Origin of the sequence: Methanosarcina sp. 1.H.T.1A.1 (assembly GCF_000979295.1) — an archaeon.
GTDB lineage: Archaea > Halobacteriota > Methanosarcinia > Methanosarcinales > Methanosarcinaceae > Methanosarcina.
This window is the reverse complement of sequence record NZ_JJQY01000003.1, coordinates 14,953-31,847: the sequence shown is the minus strand read 5'-3', so window position 1 is coordinate 31,847 and position 16,895 is coordinate 14,953. Positions and strand designations below refer to the sequence as shown.

Annotated in this window: 17 protein-coding genes; 12 read left to right on the top strand and 5 right to left on the bottom strand. The window is 44.7% G+C overall.

Annotation, left to right across the window (positions count from 1 at the left end; all coding sequences use genetic code 11):
• Window positions 1-5: 5 nt before the first annotated feature.
• The 3 genes from EO95_RS00670 to EO95_RS00660 are packed head-to-tail and all read left to right on the top strand — an operon-like array spanning window position 6 to window position 2,453.
• On the top strand, window positions 6-824 hold the full coding sequence (locus tag EO95_RS00670) for an ABC transporter permease (protein ID WP_082098482.1): 819 nt from the start codon (window positions 6-8) through the stop codon (window positions 822-824).
• The gene (locus tag EO95_RS00665) at window positions 811-1,857 is read left to right on the top strand and encodes an ATP-binding cassette domain-containing protein (RefSeq protein WP_048131335.1); all 1,047 of its coding nucleotides are present in this window, start codon (window positions 811-813) and stop codon (window positions 1,855-1,857) included. The genes EO95_RS00670 and EO95_RS00665 overlap by 14 nt, the downstream gene beginning before the upstream one ends.
• Window positions 1,858-1,871: 14 nt before the next feature.
• Window positions 1,872-2,453 carry a TOBE domain-containing protein gene (locus EO95_RS00660; protein ID WP_048131362.1) on the top strand — a complete coding sequence of 194 codons (582 nt, stop codon included), beginning with the start codon at window positions 1,872-1,874 and terminating at the stop codon, window positions 2,451-2,453.
• A gap of 317 nt (window positions 2,454-2,770) precedes the next feature.
• On the opposite strand, the gene EO95_RS00655 is transcribed toward EO95_RS00660, so the two are convergent.
• The 3 genes from EO95_RS00655 to EO95_RS00645 form a co-directional block, all read right to left on the bottom strand.
• Entirely contained in the window at window positions 2,771-3,826 is a 1,056-nt protein-coding gene (locus EO95_RS00655; protein WP_048131334.1) for a COG1361 S-layer family protein, read from the bottom strand.
• Complete coding sequence (locus tag EO95_RS00650; protein WP_235282789.1) at window positions 3,819-4,883, bottom strand: COG1361 S-layer family protein; 1,065 nt, start codon at window positions 4,881-4,883, stop codon at window positions 3,819-3,821. The genes EO95_RS00655 and EO95_RS00650 overlap by 8 nt, the downstream gene beginning before the upstream one ends.
• Window positions 4,884-4,963: 80 nt before the next feature.
• On the bottom strand, window positions 4,964-7,324 hold the full coding sequence (locus EO95_RS00645) for an RND family transporter (RefSeq protein ID WP_052733445.1): 2,361 nt from the start codon (window positions 7,322-7,324) through the stop codon (window positions 4,964-4,966).
• 225 nt (window positions 7,325-7,549) lie between these two features.
• Here EO95_RS00645 and EO95_RS00640 point away from each other — a divergent pair, with 225 nt between their 5' ends.
• The 3 genes from EO95_RS00640 (at window position 7,550) to EO95_RS00630 (ending at window position 9,551) form a co-directional block, all read left to right on the top strand.
• On the top strand, window positions 7,550-8,329 hold the full coding sequence (locus EO95_RS00640; RefSeq protein ID WP_048131331.1) for a TrmB family transcriptional regulator: 780 nt from the start codon (window positions 7,550-7,552) through the stop codon (window positions 8,327-8,329).
• 172 nt (window positions 8,330-8,501) lie between these two features.
• Window positions 8,502-9,164, top strand: coding sequence for an MBL fold metallo-hydrolase (locus EO95_RS00635; protein WP_048131330.1), 663 nt, complete (start codon window positions 8,502-8,504; stop codon window positions 9,162-9,164).
• Between the two features lie 63 nt (window positions 9,165-9,227).
• Window positions 9,228-9,551, top strand: a complete 324-nt coding sequence (locus EO95_RS00630) for a ribonuclease P protein component 4 (RefSeq protein WP_048131361.1) — start codon at window positions 9,228-9,230, stop codon at window positions 9,549-9,551.
• Window positions 9,552-9,596: 45 nt separating this feature from the next.
• Here the strand turns inward: EO95_RS00630 and EO95_RS00625 are convergent, their stop codons facing one another.
• The gene (locus EO95_RS00625) at window positions 9,597-9,866 is read right to left on the bottom strand and encodes a hypothetical protein (protein WP_156163937.1); all 270 of its coding nucleotides are present in this window, start codon (window positions 9,864-9,866) and stop codon (window positions 9,597-9,599) included.
• A gap of 134 nt (window positions 9,867-10,000) precedes the next feature.
• A complete protein-coding gene (locus EO95_RS00620) occupies window positions 10,001-10,306 on the bottom strand; it encodes a signal recognition particle protein Srp19 (protein ID WP_048131360.1) in 306 nt (101 codons plus the stop codon).
• 187 nt (window positions 10,307-10,493) lie between these two features.
• On the opposite strand from EO95_RS00620, the gene EO95_RS00615 reads away from it, so the two are divergent.
• From EO95_RS00615 to EO95_RS00590, 6 genes are all read left to right on the top strand, one after another.
• Window positions 10,494-10,751, top strand: a complete 258-nt coding sequence (locus EO95_RS00615) for a hypothetical protein (RefSeq protein ID WP_048131328.1) — start codon at window positions 10,494-10,496, stop codon at window positions 10,749-10,751.
• Between the two features lie 261 nt (window positions 10,752-11,012).
• Window positions 11,013-11,873, top strand: a complete 861-nt coding sequence (locus EO95_RS00610) for a DUF5803 family protein (protein WP_235282792.1) — start codon at window positions 11,013-11,015, stop codon at window positions 11,871-11,873.
• Window positions 11,874-11,978: 105 nt separating this feature from the next.
• Window positions 11,979-12,665, top strand: coding sequence for a type IV pilin (locus EO95_RS00605; protein WP_235282787.1), 687 nt, complete (start codon window positions 11,979-11,981; stop codon window positions 12,663-12,665).
• 809 nt (window positions 12,666-13,474) lie between these two features.
• Complete coding sequence (locus tag EO95_RS00600) at window positions 13,475-14,077, top strand: FmdE family protein (protein WP_048131326.1); 603 nt, start codon at window positions 13,475-13,477, stop codon at window positions 14,075-14,077.
• Window positions 14,078-14,095: 18 nt separating this feature from the next.
• Window positions 14,096-15,136 (top strand): 4Fe-4S binding protein, encoded by a 1,041-nt coding sequence (locus EO95_RS00595; RefSeq protein ID WP_048131325.1) that lies wholly within the window; start codon window positions 14,096-14,098, stop codon window positions 15,134-15,136.
• Window positions 15,137-16,891: a formylmethanofuran dehydrogenase subunit A gene (locus EO95_RS00590; RefSeq protein ID WP_048131324.1), complete on the top strand. Its 1,755-nt coding sequence runs from the start codon at window positions 15,137-15,139 to the stop codon at window positions 16,889-16,891.
• The last annotated feature ends 4 nt before the right edge of the window (window positions 16,892-16,895 follow it).

Sequence of the window (16,895 nt, the reverse complement as noted above, 5' to 3'; positions counted from 1 at the left end):
TAAGAATGAAAGCCACAACCCGAAAAATCCGTCGAATTGAGCCTATGACTTTCGTCTTTTCCCTTATCTTGCTCGTTCTTTTCCTTTTTATTTTCCTGACTCTTGCAAACATGATCTTCGGGCAATTGGTGGGGGATTTTTCGGGCCTGGTAAAAGCCGCAGGAAACAGTTCAGTAATGGGCGCTATTTTCCTCTCTCTATATGCGGGTTTTCTTGCAACCCTCCTTGCTCTTTTTCTCGGAGCTCCGACAGGTTACATTCTTGCAAGGTTTGATTTTCCCGGAAAAAGGCTGGTTGAGAGCATAATTGATGTGCCTGTTGTAGTTCCGCATACGGTTGCAGGAATTGCCCTTCTTACGGTTTTCGGGTCAAGGGGGCTTATTGGCGGACCCCTTGAACCCTATATCCAGTTCCGCGATGCTCTTCCGGGAATTGTGGTCGCAATGCTTTTCGTGTCCCTGCCTTATCTGGCAAATTCTGCAAGGGAAGGCTTCAAAAGTGTGGACCCTAGACTTGAAAATGCAGCCCGTTCTCTGGGAGCTCCTCTCTGGAAAGCATTTTTCTTTGTAACCCTCCCGCTTTCAGCAAGGCATCTCTTAATAGGCGCAGTCATGACCTGGGCAAGGGCTATAAGTGAGTTTGGAGCAGTCGTGATTATCGCCTACTACCCTATGATAGGGCCCACTCTTATCTATGACCGTTTTCTCTCTTACGGGCTTTCGGCGTCCAGACCCATAGCCGTACTGCTTATACTGGTCACGCTTTCGATATTTCTTGTAATAAGAGTCATTTCCGCAGGCTGGAGTATATATGATAGAGATTGAATCCCTTTCCCGGAAATGGAAGAATTTTTCCCTGGACGAGCTTAGCCTTAAAGTTGAATCAGGGGAATATTTTGTGATCCTTGGGCCCACAGGGGCCGGAAAAACCCTGCTTCTTGAACTGATCGCAGGTTTTCATATCCCTGATTCCGGAAGGGTCCTGGTTGATGGGAAAGATGTAACACACCTGCCTCCGGAAAAGCACAACCTTGCTTTTGTTTACCAGAATTATTCGCTTTTCCCTCACATGAGCGTGAAAAAGAATATCGAGTTCGGGATGAGGATGAAAAGAATAAAAGACCCGAAACGTGTTCTGGAAACTGCCCGAGATCTGAAAATCACCCATCTTCTTGACCGAAACCCTCTAACGCTTTCAGGAGGAGAACAGCAGAGAGTCGCCCTTGCAAGAGCCCTTGTCACTGACCCGAAAATTCTCCTCCTGGACGAGCCCCTTAGTGCGCTTGACCCCCGCACGCAGGAAAATGCCAGGGAAATGCTTTCGGTTCTCCATAAAAAGAATAAACTGACTGTGCTGCATATTACTCATGACCAGACAGAAGCCCGCATAATGGCTGACAGGATTGCAGTCGTAATGGATGGTAAGCTTATACAGGTCGGTACTCCTAAAGATATTTTCGAAAATCCGGTCGATAGCCAGGTAGCCAGTTTTGTAGGGTTTGAGAATGTGCTGAAAGGCAGGGTCATCTCTGCTGACCGCGGGCTTTTACGGATCGAGACCGGGGGAGCAGTAATCGACGCCTCGGGAGATATGGAAGCAGGAGATCAGGTCTATGCCTTCCTGAGGCCCGAAAACATAGCTTTAAGTAAAACTTCCACACAATCCAGCATCAGAAACTCTCTGCAGGGCAGGGTTACGGAAGTCTGGATACTTGGAGCTCTTGTGCGGGTGAAGGTTGATTGCGGGGTCCCCCTGAACGCCCTCATAACACGGCAGTCGGCAGAAGAGATGGATCTCTCTCCGGGTGTCCCGGTCTATGCCCAGTTCAAGGCAAGTTCTGTCCATGTGCTCCGCTAAAAAGGTGAATGTCTGTGAAAGCGAAAACAAAGCTCTGGTTTACTGAAGATGGAAGAACGGTTATGGGTGCTGGCAGAGCTGAGTTGTTGAAAACAATTGACGAAGAACGATCTCTTCGGAAAGCCTGCCAGAAACTCGGAATCTCGTACAAGCACGCCTGGATGATGCTTAAAAAAATGAATGAAGCTCTCGGCGAACCTGCGGTAGTTACTGTGCGCGGGGGAAAGGACCAGGGTACCTTCCTGACCGATCTGGGAAGAAAACTGCTGGTTGAATACGATCTGAACAAAAAACTGATCAATGAAGCCGTAGAAGACGAAACCTCCTGGGAAAACGTAGGTTTCAAATTTTCAGCCCGAAACAAGCTTCCCGGAAGGGTACTTGAAGTCGAGAAAAGCGGGCTTGTCTCCAAGATCACCATTGAGCTGGAACCTTCAGTCCTTACCTCTGTAGTTACGGAAGAGGCAGTGGAAAAGCTGGATATAAAGCCCGGAGACAGGATTTATGCGGTCATAAAATCCACTGAGGTAATGGTCGCAAAAGCTGTCATTGAAAAAGGGCAGATAAAAACTGATTCAGCAGATTCTGATGAATAATCTCTCCGGCTGAAAATTAGTCTCTTAAAATCATTTACATCTAAAGGCCTATTCAATTCAAGGCCTATTCAATTCAAGGCCTATTCAATTCAAGGATCCATAGTTATCAGGGATTTGAGTCTTTTTATATATCTCTCAGATTAAAATTTCAAAAAAATTTTTTGAGAACTAATCGTTGAAAAAATGTTTTCCCGATTGCAAAAATCAATTGCTCTATTCCGGCTTGAGTTAACTCTCAAACCGGATGGCAACTGATTAATTGTTATTTCTCAGGTATCGTTCTCTTTTGACCCTTTCACTTCTTCTTCTTCTTCACTTTAGTCCTGTTTCTTTTTTCTTAACATGATGAAACAGGCTCCAAGAGCCATTGCAATACCTGTCCCCAGCTCATATCCTGGGAGCGTCTGTTTAGCAGGCAGGACTTCTGTGTTGATCTTGACGGTATCTGAGATCTGGTCATGTCCGTCGGCGTCTTCATACATAATCTCGCTATTGAGGGAATATGGCTTTGCAGTTGCTGTATCATCTACATCCATTTCAAACGCAGCAACAGCGCTTTTTCCCGGGTTCAAAGTTCCTAGATAAGCCTGGTCATCGGTGGTACTGAAGGGGTCAGCTGCACTGACTCTTACAGTCGCATCTTTTGCAGGTTCTTCTCCGGTGTTTTTGTATACGACGTAAAGCATCCCGCTTTCGCCAGGGTAAAGGTCACCTGTTACATTTGTGGCTTCAAAGTAAGGTTCTTTTTTGACTTCTATCTCTATAGTCTGAGTCTGAGTCTTGTTTTCGTACCAGATGCCTACTTCCTTATTTGTCACAAGGCCTGTAATGCTATCAAATTCATCTCCTCCAACCTGAACATTGTTCTGGTACTGGTATGAAAGTTCAAGAGTCAAGGGATAGGTACCTGCAGGAGTATTTTTGTTAATCTCTATCGCAAACTTTGTGGGACTTGCGCTTTGTTTCCCCTGCTTGAGAGTGCCTGCTTGCTGGGAACCCGATTTGACCTTAATATTCGGATCATCGGATTTAAGGGTTGCAAGGATGCCTACTGCTGTTGTAGCCTGTGCCTCATACTGCATTTCTGACTGCTGGAGCATCAAATCCACATAATCTCCAAAAGTTGCTTCGTTTTCAGACTTAAATCCGGATATAGTGCCTTTGTTCATCATTTCTATGTTAAGGGTTACAGTATCTCCTCTGGAATACTCATTGTCTCCAATGAGTGTTGCATTAAGGTCAGGCCCTCCGTATACTGTGTAGTAGTTTTCACTAATATCAAAATTTTCTGGTAGAGATGCCTGTGCTGGCAGGACTGCAGAGCAAAGGATCAGAAGGGTCGTGACAGCAATAAAAAATCCATTTTTATTCATTTTCATCACCTGATGCGTTCTCATTATTCTGGTTTCTTTTCCGGTGTGCATTTCCGATCTGGTAAAGGGCGATAAGGATAATCAGTACGATTGCTATGCCTGTTGTGCTGAATTTCTTCTCTGTAGCTTCAAGGGGCACATTCACTTTCATGTTTTCTGAAAAGGAAGTTTCCCCCTCTTCATCAACATATTTTATTTCGCTGTTAATGCCATAGTTTTTCACAATGGCTTCCTGGTCTGCCAAAATCTCGAATCTGGCAGTCTTTTCCTCCCCGGGTCCTACATCTCCTAGCCTTACTATAGATTTTTCAGTGCTCAGGGGACTCATGACAATTATCCGGGCCAAGGAATCTTTTGCTACGCTTTCTCTGGTGTTTTTATAGGTAACTTCAATAACTTTACTTTCTCCCTGCACCAGGCTGCCGGAAACATCGGTTACTTCAAATTTAGGTTCACTTTTTATGGAAACAGGTATTCTGAGAATTTCTGTTTTCGTTTTATACTCTCTTGTGTAATCCACATCTGTAAGCCCCAGGTTTATTACATCTGCAGTTACAGTTCGGACGTTTGCCTGATATTCATAGGTTACAGGTAGGAGGAGTTCATAATCCCCTGCAGGTGTATCGCCGTCGATTTTTATCGTATAGCTGAGGGTTGAAGTATGTCCTGTTTCAAGTTCTTCCACACTCTGGACACTGGTTGTGGACTCAATTTCAACATATTTCGTTCCCGATTGAAGAGTGGCTTCGATGTCTTTTGCTGTCGTACATTCTTTTTCTTCTTTCATCTCTTCCAGTGCAATCGTTTCCTCCATGGAATCGTTTATTCTTTTCTGGTTTACGTTCAGCCTCTGAAAACCATCTATAACTCCACGATTTGCGATTTTTACCTTCAGATCGGCAGTTTCTCCCCTGCTGAACTCAGGGTCTCCTGTGATTGATACCTGCATGACCGGTTCCCCGTAACTCCTGTAATAGTCTACGGTGTACCCATGGTCTGGGATAATGAAGTTCGTTTCGTCATCGTCATCGTTTCCGAGGGCTGGAAGTGCAGTCACTGATACTAGTAATAGAATTAACGCAAACGTAGTAACTTTTTTAATCATTTTTTGCCTTAATTTTTTTATGGGCACTTGTGTCATATCTCGGCCCCCTGAATTTGTTTTTTTATCTCTGTTTCTTTTTCTGTCGTCCGAGCTCCTTTTCTCCTATCCCTCCAGGTATCAAGGAAAACTATCAGTGGTGGGAAGACCACAAAGGTTGCCAGGAGAGCCAGCACGACATCGATAACCGTAACCATACCGAAGTCGGCTATCATGGGGAAAGGAGAAGCCAGCAGGGCCATAAACCCAAATACGGTAGTTGCTCCTGAAGCAACGATTGCACTTCCTATTTTGGAACTGGCCATATGGATTGCTTCCATAGGACTTTGCCCTTTATCCTTTTCTTCAAAGTAACGTTCCATCATGAGGACCGCATATTCGGACCCTACTCCTAAGATCAACGCTCCCAGAGTTGCTGTTAGAGGAGTGTAGCTGATGTTAAGATAACTCATGACCCCTCCTGACCAGCCGATAACTATGACCATTGGAATTATAGGGACCAGAGCTTTCACCCAGTCTCTGTAAACAATATAAAGCCCTGCGAGTACGAGGACAAGGCCGAGGAAAGTCATTGCTATCCTTCCACTGGTAAGAGCAGTAATGACCTCTATAAAGACGACCGAGTTTCCGGTAATCGTGGCCGTGATACCCGGGGGAGCTGGCATCCACTGCATATCCTGCTTAACGATGGTTGTAAGTTCTTTAATACCCATTACCTTGATGTCTGCAACCGCATTCCCTATATTGAAGTTCAGGAGGAGCATGTTTTTTCCGTACATATAGCGGTTCTTCTGCGCTTCAGGGATTTCGGAATAAATATCCTCTATCTCCTGGCTGGTGTCAGGAATCACTCCCCCATTCCTTTCTTTTACGAGAGATACGATACTTGAAGCGCTGTAAATATGGCTACTGGTTGCCACCTCATGTTCGGAAAACTGGTCAATCCATTTCAAGACATCAGGGTTGGCTGTATCATCAACTTTTATTATAAGGTTTAATTCGTCGCTTCCGCCCATGATATCTCCCATGTGTTTGAGATCCACAAGGGAAGGCATATCCTGGGGTACAAATTCTTGAACGTCAGTCTGGATAGGTACGGACTGATCAAGGTAGAGGCCGCTAAAGCAGAGTAAGCATGCTATCCCCAGTACGATAACATCATACTTGATCGTCAGATCTGTGGTTTTCTGGAGAAGATCTCCGATTAGATGGTCGCTTCCGTTCTCTCCCTCAGGCTTTTTCTGTTTTCTCGAATTTGCAGGTTTAATCTTATTTGCGACTTTCCTCAAGGGGTTTTTATCTGAATAGTTATCAAATATTGAAATCGTTACAACTCCTACAAATATGGAAGAGAGGTAACACATAGCAATGCCTATCAGGAGAAGTTTTCCAAAGTCCTGGATCATTGGCACCGTGGAGGTGAAAAGGGAGAAAAAGCCAAGGGCTGTCATTACCAGGGCGATGAGGACTGCAGGTCCGGTGTGCTTTACGGTTTCTATAACTGCTCTTGTTTTGTTCCCTTTTTCCTGCAGTTCTTCTTCAAGTCTGTTATGGAACTGGATGGCATAGTCGATCCCTACGCCTATGAGGATCGGGAACGCAGACATTGAAACCATGGACATGGGAATCCCTACATAACCCATAGCTCCGAATGTGTAAACAATTCCTAGAAGAACTACTGGCAGAGGAAGAAGACACCAGCGGACATGTCTGAACACCAGGAGTAGTACAATAACCATGAAAATAGCTGAAAGCCCTAAAAGTACACCCATGCTGGAATTCATTTCTTTGTTCATGGAGATTTGGAATGCCGGGTCACCTGTAACGATAATATTGTAAGAAGGTGGAAATTCCGCAAATGGGACTGCATCTTCAGTAGCAGTAAGGATATCCTGCTGAGTTTTGTCATTGGCTGATCCGGCCATTACTACCGATATCAACATATGGGTATTGTCAGGGATAATTTGACTGAATATAGACGGATTTCCGTCTATGATAGCTTCTATTTCTTCATTGGGTTTGGGAAGTTCATACCTCCCTGTTGTCTTGTAGTTGATCGTTTTGATAAGGGAGGCAGGGCTTGTAGTCTCAATCACTCCATCCGTTGCCGCAAGCTGATGTTCTAACCTGTCCACAGCCTCCATCAGGTCAGCATTTCTCACCTCGTTGCCCTCTACCATTACAACAATAGACTGTGTCTGAAAAATATTCTGATAAAGGTGATCGTAGTTCTGGTAGAGAGGAGAGTCTTTCCCGACAAAGGTTTCCGTTCCTGCTTTCATCTCTATTAGCTGTGCTCCCTGCATTGATATGATTATGAACAGAAAAGCTATCAGGAGTACGGAAAAACGGTTATTCTGAATAATAAACCCCAGTTTTTCAAAAGATTTTTTAATATTTGATTCCTCTCATAATTTTTAACATGAAGTCTCATTTAGGAACCTGGATTCACATCTTCAACCTGTCGGGCTTTCCTTTGGGCTGGAGGTTCCCCATCCAAGGTTTGTTATTATTACATTTCTATCCTTTTTATACTGTTTGATCAGTTCTTAAGTCTCATAGATTTGCTGGCTTATAGATATAGAAAAGATTTAAATCTATTGTTACTTTAGGGGTAACAAATGTTTTCACAACTTAATCCTCAGTTAATTCATAATTTGGAGAGGCTAGGGCTAACTGAAAACGAGGCAAAAGCCTACGTGGGGGTTGTCAGTTTGAGGGAGGCTACGGCCAGGGAAGTCCATGAACTCACCAATGTGCCAAGAGCCAAGATATACGAAGTTCTTAAAGTGCTGGCAAAGAAGGGTTATCTGGAAGTCCGCCAGGGCTCTCCAACCTATTTTCGTGCAGTTGACCCTAAGCAGGTAATAGGCAAGATAAAAGATGAATTCATCAACTGCGCAATCGAGGCGCTTGACCAACTCAATGAATTGAGTTATGAACTTCCTAAAACATCTCCTGTCTGGTGTATCCAGAGTGAGTGGGGAATAAAAAATAGAATCCGTGAAATTCTCAGTGGAGTAAAGGAAGAGCTGATTGTTTTTGCATCCAGCCCCGAGTTCTTGCAGGAATTTGAGGCAGATCTTAAAAAATTGGAAAAAACTTGTCGATTAACCTTTATTGTGAATGAACTGGACAGGTTCAAATTGCTGCCGTTTGAGTTTAGAGAGACTACAAAAGAATTCTCGGACTTCATGAATAATATTGTAATTGATGGGCTCCAGTATGATGAACAATTCTTCATGATAGCGGATGGAAAAGAATCAATAGGAGTCCACAGTGCAGGAAACAAAAGAGAAGCAGTCGTAATCAAGTTGCCAGTCGTTTGCTACCTGCAAAAAATGATCTATAACAGGGTGCTTGAGCCGAGTTTCATTAAAAAAGATCTTAACTCTGTTTAAGAACCTTAACATGTTGCCGATCTAAAGACGTTCATACTTTCGGATACTATTATTTGGCTACTATTAATATGATTTAATATGATCTAATATGATCTAATATGAGCTGAAAGTAGAGTTCTCTAACAGGGCTCTTTTCACAGATGCAGGGAACAGAGTTAAGCAGGTGTATAATATGAATAGTGTAAAAATTGAAGGCGTTAGTATTCAATGGTTCGGAAATTCCGGTTTTCTGCTTGAAGGGGATGGCAAAAAAATCTATATCGACCCGTATCAGATCGGTGCAGAACCGACTTTTGATGACAAGGCAGATATTCTTCTCATTACACATGAGCACTTTGACCACTGCAGCCCTGCGGATATTCGGAAAGTCCGGAGGTCTGACACAACCACATTGATCCCTGAGAGCTGTTCCCTTGAGTTCAGAGGTGATGCCCGGAGGGTTGCTGAAGGGGATATCCTGGCTGACGGGCTTGAGATCAAAGGGGTTCGGATTGAGGTGGTCCCAGCCTATAACCTTGATAAACCCTACCATCCCAGGGGCCTTGGAGTGGGGTATATCATAGAACTTGGAGGTTTGAGGATCTACCATGCAGGCGACTGCGACTTCTTCCCGGAGATGGAGACTTTCAGTGCCGATATAGCTCTTCTGCCCATCGGGGGTACATATACCATGGATGAAGAAGAAGCTGCCAGCGCAGTAGCAGTTATCTCTCCGAGGTTTGTTATTCCCATGCACTACGGGTATTCAGAAGGAATGGACGGAGACCCCGAAAGGTTTAAAGCCCTTGTACACAGCAAGAATCCAGATATTAACGTGATTATTCTTGATTCCTGATTTCGCTTTTTGAGAAGGGCTGAAACAGGACTCCTTGATCAGAAAAAAAGGATCGGTCTATCAATGCCTAAAGTAGCTAGAAAAAAGCAGAAAAACCTTATTCTGAATATAGCAGTCCAGCGTATGTGGCGGCTTTTTGAGCTTGCGAAAGCTGAGTTTCCAGAAAACCCTGAGCGCAGCAGGCGTTACGTGCAGCTCATACGAAATATCTCTATGAGGAACAGGATTAGCATTCCAGGGGAAATTAAAAGCAGGATCTGCAAACACTGTTATGCGTTCCTTATGCCTGGACACAATGCCCGTTACAGATTGAAAGGAGGGTTTATTGTCGTATCCTGCGAGCACTGTGGAAAGGAAATGAGGCACCCCTATAAAAGGTTGAAATAAAAAGGTTGGACTTATTGTTTCCGGCTGCTTCTTCCTGAACCGGATTCAAGTTAGTATCGAAGTTAGAAGTTGTTTCACAATATAAGTTACAAGGAGAATAACGCTTACGATCATTAGATACGAGAATACGTTTCTGTATACTACGTCTTTTCCGGAACCTGCCTTCATCCCCAGGGATCCGGCACAGCCACCACAGGAAGCAGAGTCACACCCGCATCCCAGCTTGACTTCTTGATAGGGGCTCTTAACACTTTTTTTGATATTACCTGAACTGTTGTTTATGACAGGCAGTATTTTTTTATTGTTTTCGGACATGTATGCAGGGTTTGTATCCAAATGATATAAACGTTCTTTTTAAATCTCAAGAATATCCGGCATATTTCCCGAATATGGATGAGGCTTTCCCTAAGGGTGCTCTTTCCCTGCCATAAAGGTGTCAGCCTGTGAGTTTACGCTTTAGAAGGGATTTCCTGCCCTCTCATCTTTCTTATTGACAAAGAGATCTGCTTTGCAATAACGGATTTTGGACCCTTATCATCCACGAGCACTCTCCCGCTGACTTCCCACCAGGATTTTGGATAGGCTTTTTCAGGCTCTACTTCAGGGTTCAGGCCCAGCTGCCTGGCAGCTTCCTTAATCTCATTCAGATGCGGCTCCTTTACGGCATTTTTTCGAGAGATTATCCTTCCATTGCTTCTGGATTTAGTCTGGTCAATGTATACAGGCCAGATTACAAGTTTTCCTTTGTCTTTCATCATCATGTTATCTTCGTTCTAAATTGCTTTCATCAAATTTAAAACTGCCCGGCAGCTTCTGAGTTTCGGAGTTTCTTTTTGTCAATGTAAAGTTTCTTTTTGCCAATGTAAAGTTTCTGGTTTTTCTCCAGATCCGATACCCTGTAACTATTTATCTTCCCCGGACAATTTCTGCACGGTGCATTATATGATTCCGGTGTTTTCAATTGATGAAAAAGTCAGGGCTTACATCAGGAAGAGCGAGCAGGACTTCAGGCTTTCCACTTCTCCGGAGGGGCCTGTGCTTCTCCCGCTTGGGGAATCCTCTTCCAAACCCTCTGACCTGAAAATCCTTGTTGGCAGCAATATTCTTTACGTTTCCAAACTTCAGGCAAAATATATCAAAAAAATTGACTGGCCTATGGTAGAAAGGTATCTGAGTTCTTCAGGAGAATCAAAAACCTGAACTTGAGCTTTGATTGCTATTTTTATTGTGGCTATTCCTATTTTTATTTTTATGCAATGAGTTTTACTTTTCTGTTAGCTAAACCGGAGCTATTTTGTGTTTTTCTTCTGACAGGTTATCCGTTTTGTTTATTAAGAAGAGAGAGCATAGGATAAAGGCTGACCTGTTACAGATCCTGCAAGCTTCGCTCTAAATAAAAGGAAAATTGCTGCAGGCTGAAAAGAGATCGCTTCAAGCCCAAGGGAGAATTCTTCCGTGAAAATGAGAACAAAAAGTATATTTATGCTCCTTGCCCTGCTGGTGGTCTTCATGTCGGGCTGTATTGACCAAAAAAAGGAGATCATTCTGGATGAGCCTGGCAATATCTCCAATTATGAATATGAGGTTTTTCTGGATGAGTGGGATAATGAAATTCCAGCAAATACCACCACATATTATATTCTGGGAGACAACACAGAGGTGCAGGTCGTCCAGCTCGTCATAAATAGCAGCAAGCTTGAAATTTTTCCGCCTGATTCCCTTGGTGGAGGTTCTAATGAAGACCCCATTAAAAATCTCGTGCTTCTGGCGGAACCTGCAAACGAAACTGTAGCAAGTTCAAAAACTTTTATGAGGCTTTCAAACAGCAGCAACGTTTCGGATATCAATTATACTCTTACGCAGGAAATTACCCGGAATATGAAGGTAATAAACCTTGAATTTGAAGAACCTGTTACGGGTTTTATTGCATACACCCTTGATACGCCCGGAACTCAGAGTTTTGCCTTTATGAAACCTGACTCCGAGTTTATCCGTGTGGTTCTTCCAAAGGGTTTTGCTACAGGTAACAGGGTATTCGGGATAGCAAGGCCTGAACCTTATGACACAAGCTTCGATGAGGAAGGAAGGCAGACTCTCCTGTGGATCTCTTCCAGGATGGGAGCACGGGAAGAGGCTATTCAGGTTAAATACTATGCTGAATCAGCGCCCATGTATTTCTTCGCCGCAATTATAGCTCTGTTATTCGGGGTTGCTACGGTACTTTCGCGTTATTCCAGGAGCAAAAAAGAACTGGAAAGCGTTCGGGATATTTTCGAACTCGAAAAGGAATATGAGGAAAAAGCACGTCGGAAAAAGAAATAACCCGGGACAAATCTTCTCCTCATTTTTTTCCAGGTTTTGTTTTAAATCCTCGACGATTTTTAAACAAGTAATAACTTATTTATTCAAGTTTTACATATTATATTCATGATGAAGGCGTGGGGAAATCTCCGGCATAAATTCTTTTATTTCTTAAAGTCTGCACCGGAAGGTCTCTCTCCTGTTATCGGTTCCCTGCTCCTTCTTCTAATCGTTTTTGTGCTTGTGGGGGCAGTTGCTAGCAGCATTAATCTCTCCGAAGGCAGGACAAATTTTCAGCCTCCTTTTGCAAAAATTACTCTTGAATCCTGCGAAGGAGGGCTTTACGGTGTTGGACCAACGGCTGAGAGAGCCAGGCTTGAAGAAAATCAGATTGTCCTCATTCATGAAGGAGGAGATCCCCTTCCATTAGACTCTATATCGATAAGGATTTCTGGAAATGGAAATTCCTACCAGGGCATTCCTGGACATGGGGGAAGTTCCCTCAGTGGGACTCTCTCCATCCTCTACTTGGATTTGAGTCCTGGAGGAAAAAATTCCACATGCTATGTTGTTCACAACAGGGATACTCTTGAAGACGGCTCATGGGATGTCGGGGAAAGGCTTGTGCTATGTGGGCAGGACAGTGCAGTGGGAACCGTAGAATCCAGCGTAAAAGCAAGTGTGGATGGGGACGATAACACTTCTGATAATTATGGTTTCAAAGCAGGCACTGAAATTACCCTGATGGTTATTGACCGCAAAGGCAGGAATGTTCTTGCTGAAAGAGCAGCTATTGTCAAACTCGCCGAGTGATTAAACAAAAGCTATGGCCAGTAATTGACATTAATTGATAGTACCAAATCCTCTTTTATTTTCCTTTCCCAACGAACGTTTCCAGAAAAAGAGTCTAAGTTGTGGATTAAAATATGGATTGAATCAGAGAACGGGCAACTTAAGTAAATGTGGGAATATTGCATGTAATAATCTGGAGCTTGGATACGAAAGTTCACCTTCTCCTGAAGTGTTGATATTTTTATACTTGATTTTTCCAGTGTGGTTGAAGTTTATGTCTTCATCTGGTCGAATCCCAATGGCTCCGGCCAGGTCGGGGCGCAGAATAAGAAGTGCCTGAAGATTTCAGTCTGTTTGCTCCTAAATAATAACATCTTTTTGTTTCCCGGGGAGAACTGGCTTTTTAGAAATCGAATTTTTCGCCTTTGTTCTATTTTTGAAGGAAAATCCCTTTTCCATCGATAATTTTATAAAATAGTGGTTTATATATTTTGAGCGCAAGAGTCCAGTCTTCCGTTTTTATAGATATGTTGAGCTTTACATATCGGGAAGCTGTAGAGTTCTGGCTGGTGTTTTTTTCTATGACCGGCCAATTATGAGGGGTTCTGTCCCTTGTATTGAAATCTTGCCCCTGAATTATAACATAAATTAATGAATTTCTGTGAAAAAGTTACCTATAAATACAGTGTATCCTTCTGCGTTATGTTGAAATCTACATAATGCGATTCCTTCAAATATGCTGGCTGTATTACATTTATCCTGTCTGCATTCAACATCTTTGGCGTTATGTTTATTTAAACATAACGGCGAAACCTACGGCGGTGTACACATTGCATAAGAATTCAGATCAAGAGAAACACAACATGGAGGCGATCCTGAAACAGGTAAAGGATCCTGAGCTGCTTTCACAGATTGAAAAGGTCGTCCCCTTTCACGGCTTCCTGACCTCCGGGGCGTTAATCGGCATTCAGATGCTCAATATCGCAAGACGGGAGCTCGATGTCCTGGACGGGGAGCGCATATACGTGACCTGCGAAACAAAAAGCTGCATGCCTGACCCCTTCCAGATCCTTGCCGGAGCTACCATCGGGAACAACGGGTTGAAGATCAGGAACCTGGGGAAGATGGCGGTCACGGTAAACAAACAGGCGCCTGAAGGAATGCACAGCATAAAAGGTGTCCGAATCATCCTCGACACTGAGAAGACAAAGGACTATCCCAAACTCCACGCCTGGTACCTGAACACTGAAAAGCTTCCCCATGAAGAGGTTGTACCCATCCTCCTGGCTGCAGGAGAAAAGGTGTATTCCTGGAAATCTATGGACCTGGAAGTTCCGGTCCGGAAGAAAAAGCGGATACAGTGCTGTAAAAATTGCGGTGAAATGTTTATTCAACACGATAATGAGCTGCTGTGCGGCGGATGCACAGAATAACGTTGAGAGGTAATCAAAATGCAAGATGATATGCGATTGTCTGTCTTTTCCGAAAAAAAAGATAGGCAGCTGGTCTATAAGCCTGAAAAATGCATTGGCTGCGGGACCTGTGTACAGGCATGCCCTAAAGGCACCCTGGCTGTAGGGGCTGTGGGAGCTATAGCAAGAGGGCTCCTGGATGCTGATTTCCTGGGAATGAAAGAGAGTGAAGACTGCATTGTCTGTGGAATTTGTGCGAAAGTTTGTCCCACAGGCGCTCTTGAATTGAAGCAGGAAGGAAAACCCCTCACTGACATGTCCTATATTTCCAGGTCCATGAGGCCGACGTCAGTAAATGAAAGCTGCGTCCACTGCGGGCTTTGTGAAGATATCTGTCCCAGAGGCTGTATTGAGGTCACAAGGGAGATTTCAACTGATGGGAGCCTGAAGCTGGTCGGAAAGACCCACATTGATTCGGAGTGCTGTATCCACTGCGGCTGGTGTGCTGCAGTCTGTCCTGTGAATGCTATTTCCGTGGAAAAACCCTTTGAAGGACGCTGGACCCGGGATGAGACTGTCTGTCAGACCTGCCATACCTGTGTGGAAGTATGTCCTGCAAATGCTATTTTCAATAAAAAGGCTAAACCCGGGGAAATAGTCGAAAAGATTACGCACAGACCTGATGCCTGCATTTACTGCGGGGCCTGCGCGGTTTCCTGTCCTGTGGAGGCCATTGATGTTAGAAAAACCGCAATTCTGCCGGATGTTGAGAAAAAGGGCCCCCTCGAGAAAAAGATACTTGAAGCCCCTGTTCCGGAGGCTCTGCTCCGTACCTGCCTGGAAACGGATGAAGCTGCTTGCCTGGGTTGCGGAAACTGTGTGATTGTCTGTCCGGTAAATGCTCTCAATAACCGTGAACTTGCTGCAGGGCACCTTAACAACATGGATGAAAAAGCTCTCCTTGGGGTTAAGAACGGAATTATTTCAGTCGTAAACCAGGACCTCTGCGGAGCAGACGGAGCCTGTGCCCTTATCTGTCCTGTTAATGCGATCCGGCTTGTGAAAAAAGAGGTGGAATAAATGGCAGGAACAATTGCAATCAAGAACGGATACGTCTTTGATCCCCTTAACGAAATAAAAGGGGAGAGAATGGATGTCTTCGTCAGGGACGGAAAAGTTGTAAAAGAACTTTCTGCGGCCGAACTGATAAATTCAAAGGTCATTGATGCTTCAGGAATGACGGTCATGCCCGGAGGAGTTGACTCTCATTCTCACGTGGCCGGGGCAAAGGTTAACGCTGGCAGGTCGATGCGTCCCGAAGACCATTATAAGGCGACTCTCCAGAAAACTTCACTAACCCATTCGGGTTCAGGTTACACTGTCCCCTCGGTCTACAAACAGGGGTACGATTATGCAGCAATGGGTTACACAACTGTCTTTGAAGCTGCAGTCCCTCCTATTGAAGCCCGCCACACCCATGAAGAGATGAAGGCAACTCCACTTCTTGACATGGGCGGGTATCTAGTGCTCGGAAACAACTTTTTCTTAATGCGTTACCTCCGGGATGGGGACATAGAAAAGGCTGCGGCTTATGTTGCCTGGATGATGAAGACTCACAAGACCTATGGGATCAAATGCGTCAACCCTGCCGGAGTTGAAAACTGGGGCTGGGGCAAAAACGTAAGTTCGCTTGATGAGGCTAACATCCATTTCGAAATTACCCCCAGGGAGGTCATAAAAGGGCTTACCGAGATCAACGAACGCCTTGGAATGCCAATGCCTGTCCACCTGCATGCCAACAACCTGGGACACCCCGGCTGTTATGCAGTTACCAAAGATTCCCTGAAAATTCCTGATGGAGTAAAGACCAGACAGAACATGGACGTTGAATGGGCGGAAACCAAAATGGACCCTTCAAGGGACCGTTCCGTATACCTCACCCACCTGATGTTCAACAGTTTTGCAGGCACCACCTGGGCAGACTGCGAATCCGGTGTTAAAGACATTGCTGACTACATCAACAACAAAGACCACGTAGTAATCGACAGTGGATGTACGCCCTTCGGAGAAGCCACTGTCATGACCGGAGACGGACCTGCTATTCACGACCTTTACACGCTTACAGGAAACAAGTGGTCGAATACTGATGTTGAGATGGAGTGTGGGTCAGGTGTCATTCCCTTTACTTACCTAAAGTCCAACCCGGTACACAGTTTGCAGTGGGCAATGGGACTTGAATGTCTCCTGCTTATCAACGACCCCTGGAAGACCATCATGACTACAGACAGTCCCAACGGCGGGCCGTTTACGAAATATCCTGAGGTCATGACCTGGCTCATGTCCGAGGCTTTCCGGAAACAGACTTTCAGTGAATGCCACAAGTGGGCAAATGACAGGAGTGCACTCGGAGGCGTAAATCGGGAACTTTCCCTCTATGACCTTGCGATACTGACCAGAGCTAACCCTGCTAAGACAATTGGCATGGCTCACAGGAAAGGTTCTCTTGGCGTGGGCGCAGACGGGGATGTTACAGTCTATAACATAAACCCGCAGCAGCTTGACCCGAACAATTACGAGGCTCTCATCAGGACCTTCAGGAAAGCAGAATACACCGTGAAGGGCGGGGAAATTGTGGCTGTTAAAGGAGAAATCGTCGCTGTTCCCGAAAAACGGACTTATTATTCCGAAGTGCACGTAGAAGACGAACGGGAAAAGGAGATGTTGGCCGACGTTAAGGAGTGGTTCAGGTACTATACCCTGGGCTTTGCCAACTACCCGACTCCGGAAAAGTATCTGGAAAATCCGACTCCTATAAAGGTTAATGCTGAGAGGTGAAGTG

What these genes read in the sequence shown, in the direction of transcription:
- EO95_RS00595 (WP_048131325.1), top strand. Translation starts at nt 14,096, where the DNA reads ATGCAAGATGATATGCGATTGTCTGTCTTTTCCGAAAAAAAAGATAGG.
- EO95_RS00605 (WP_235282787.1), top strand. Translation starts at nt 11,979, where the DNA reads ATGATGAAGGCGTGGGGAAATCTCCGGCATAAATTCTTTTATTTCTTA.
- EO95_RS00615 (WP_048131328.1), top strand. Translation starts at nt 10,494, where the DNA reads ATGATTCCGGTGTTTTCAATTGATGAAAAAGTCAGGGCTTACATCAGG.
- EO95_RS00630 (WP_048131361.1), top strand. Translation starts at nt 9,228, where the DNA reads ATGCCTAAAGTAGCTAGAAAAAAGCAGAAAAACCTTATTCTGAATATA.
- EO95_RS00670 (WP_082098482.1), top strand. Translation starts at nt 6, where the DNA reads ATGAAAGCCACAACCCGAAAAATCCGTCGAATTGAGCCTATGACTTTC.
- EO95_RS00635 (WP_048131330.1), top strand. Translation starts at nt 8,502, where the DNA reads ATGAATAGTGTAAAAATTGAAGGCGTTAGTATTCAATGGTTCGGAAAT.
- EO95_RS00590 (WP_048131324.1), top strand. Translation starts at nt 15,137, where the DNA reads ATGGCAGGAACAATTGCAATCAAGAACGGATACGTCTTTGATCCCCTT.
- EO95_RS00625 (WP_156163937.1), bottom strand. Translation starts at nt 9,866, where the DNA reads ATGTCCGAAAACAATAAAAAAATACTGCCTGTCATAAACAACAGTTCA.
- EO95_RS00665 (WP_048131335.1), top strand. Translation starts at nt 811, where the DNA reads ATGATAGAGATTGAATCCCTTTCCCGGAAATGGAAGAATTTTTCCCTG.
- EO95_RS00655 (WP_048131334.1), bottom strand. Translation starts at nt 3,826, where the DNA reads ATGAATAAAAATGGATTTTTTATTGCTGTCACGACCCTTCTGATCCTT.
- EO95_RS00610 (WP_235282792.1), top strand. Translation starts at nt 11,013, where the DNA reads ATGAGAACAAAAAGTATATTTATGCTCCTTGCCCTGCTGGTGGTCTTC.
- EO95_RS00620 (WP_048131360.1), bottom strand. Translation starts at nt 10,306, where the DNA reads ATGAAAGACAAAGGAAAACTTGTAATCTGGCCTGTATACATTGACCAG.
- EO95_RS00640 (WP_048131331.1), top strand. Translation starts at nt 7,550, where the DNA reads ATGTTTTCACAACTTAATCCTCAGTTAATTCATAATTTGGAGAGGCTA.